The sequence below is a fragment of the Cobetia sp. genome, assembly GCF_983723665.1.
On record NZ_CFDJES010000241.1, the window covers coordinates 1199 to 2737 of the forward strand.

At 63.2% G+C, this 1539-nt stretch carries 2 protein-coding genes; both read right to left on the minus strand.

Going from position 1 to position 1539, the window contains the following annotated elements:
• The coding region (gene livM / locus AC4FAH_RS14370; protein WP_490246291.1) for a high-affinity branched-chain amino acid ABC transporter permease LivM at positions 1-947 on the minus strand (947 nt) is incomplete at its 3' end.
• A partial coding sequence (locus AC4FAH_RS14375; RefSeq protein ID WP_490246292.1) for an ABC transporter permease subunit occupies positions 947-1539 on the minus strand: 593 nt, incomplete at its 5' end. The genes livM and AC4FAH_RS14375, both read right to left, overlap by 1 nt.

Sequence of the window (1539 nt, forward strand, 5' to 3'; positions counted from 1 at the left end):
GCCTCCCACGCCCGCCCGATGGGCATGCGCAGCAAGCGGTAGATCACGAACAGCGTGATCAGCACCAGGATCAAGGCCAGCAGATACAGGTAGATCACCTTGAGGGCCGGGTCGTAGTCGATGCCGAAGTACTCATGGAAAGCGATGTTGCCCTCGTCGGCCCGCCGCGAGAACTCGAGGTTGAACAAGGTCGGCTTGGGAATGCGCGCGATGCCATTCGGGCCGCCGGTCAGCTCGGTCCAGTTGTTGAGCAGGATGCGGATGATCTCCCCGAAACCCAGCGTCACGATGGCCAGGTAATCCCCGCGCAATCGCAGTACCGGGAAGCCGAGCAGATAGCCGAACAACGCCGTCATCAACCCGGCGATGGGCAATGCCTCCCAGAAGCTGAAGCCCAGATAGCTGTTGAGCAGCGCATAGGTATAGGCCCCGACGGCGTAGAAGCCCACGTAGCCGAGATCCAGCAGCCCGGCGAGCCCCACCACCACATTAAGCCCCAGCCCCAGCATGATGTAGATCAGCGTCAGGGTCGCGAGATCCACCGCCGAGCGGTTGGAGAGGAACGGGAAGATCAGCAGCGCGCCGATGGCCAGCATGATCCACAGCTGACGCTTCTGGCCGCTCATCACATCGGGGACGCTGAAACGTGAGGGTTTGCGGGTACGCGACCGCCACTCCTCGATCTGCGGACGTACCAGCTGATGCAGGAAGACGGCCAGCGCCGCAGCCAGCAACCAGCCCCAGGTGTCCATGCCCATCAACCGCACCGTGGTAGTGATGCCGGTGGATTCGAGCTGCACACCCAACACCGAGCCTCCCAGTACGAGGGTCAGAACGGCGGCCGCGAGTGCCGACCACCAGGGACGCCGATAGGCAGGCTGGGGCGGCAACGTCTCGGCAGGCGAGGTGCCCGCTTTCTTCAAAGTCTGTTTCGCAAGCTTGGGCATCAGATCTTCTCCACTTCGGGCTTGCCGAGAATCCCGGAGGGACGGAACAGCAGAATCAGGATCAGCAGTCCGAAGGCCACCACGTCCTTGTATTCCGTGGACAGGTAACCGCCGGTCAGTGCCTCCGCGACCCCCAGCAGCAGTCCGCCCAGCATCGCGCCGGGGATGCTGCCGATACCGCCCAGCACCGCCGCCGTGAACGCCTTGAGGCCGGCCAGGAAGCCGATGTAGGGATTGACCACGCCGTAGTACATGCCGAGCAGCAGGCCCGCCACGGCGGCAAGCGCCGCCCCGATCACGAAGGTCATCGAGATGATCATATCGGTATTGATGCCCAGCAGACGCGCCATGCCGGCATCCTGCGAGCAGGCACGACAGGCACGCCCCAGGCGGGAGCGTGAGATGAAGGACGACAGCAGCAGCATGCACACCAGGGTGACGCTGAAGATGATCACCTGCATGTAGGAGAGATTGACTGCGAAGCTTTCCAGCCCGAACTCCCAACCGCCCGGGATCAGGCTGGAGATCGCCATGTCACGCGAGCCCTGGGCCAGACGCATGTAGTTCTGCAGGAAGATCGACATGCCGATCG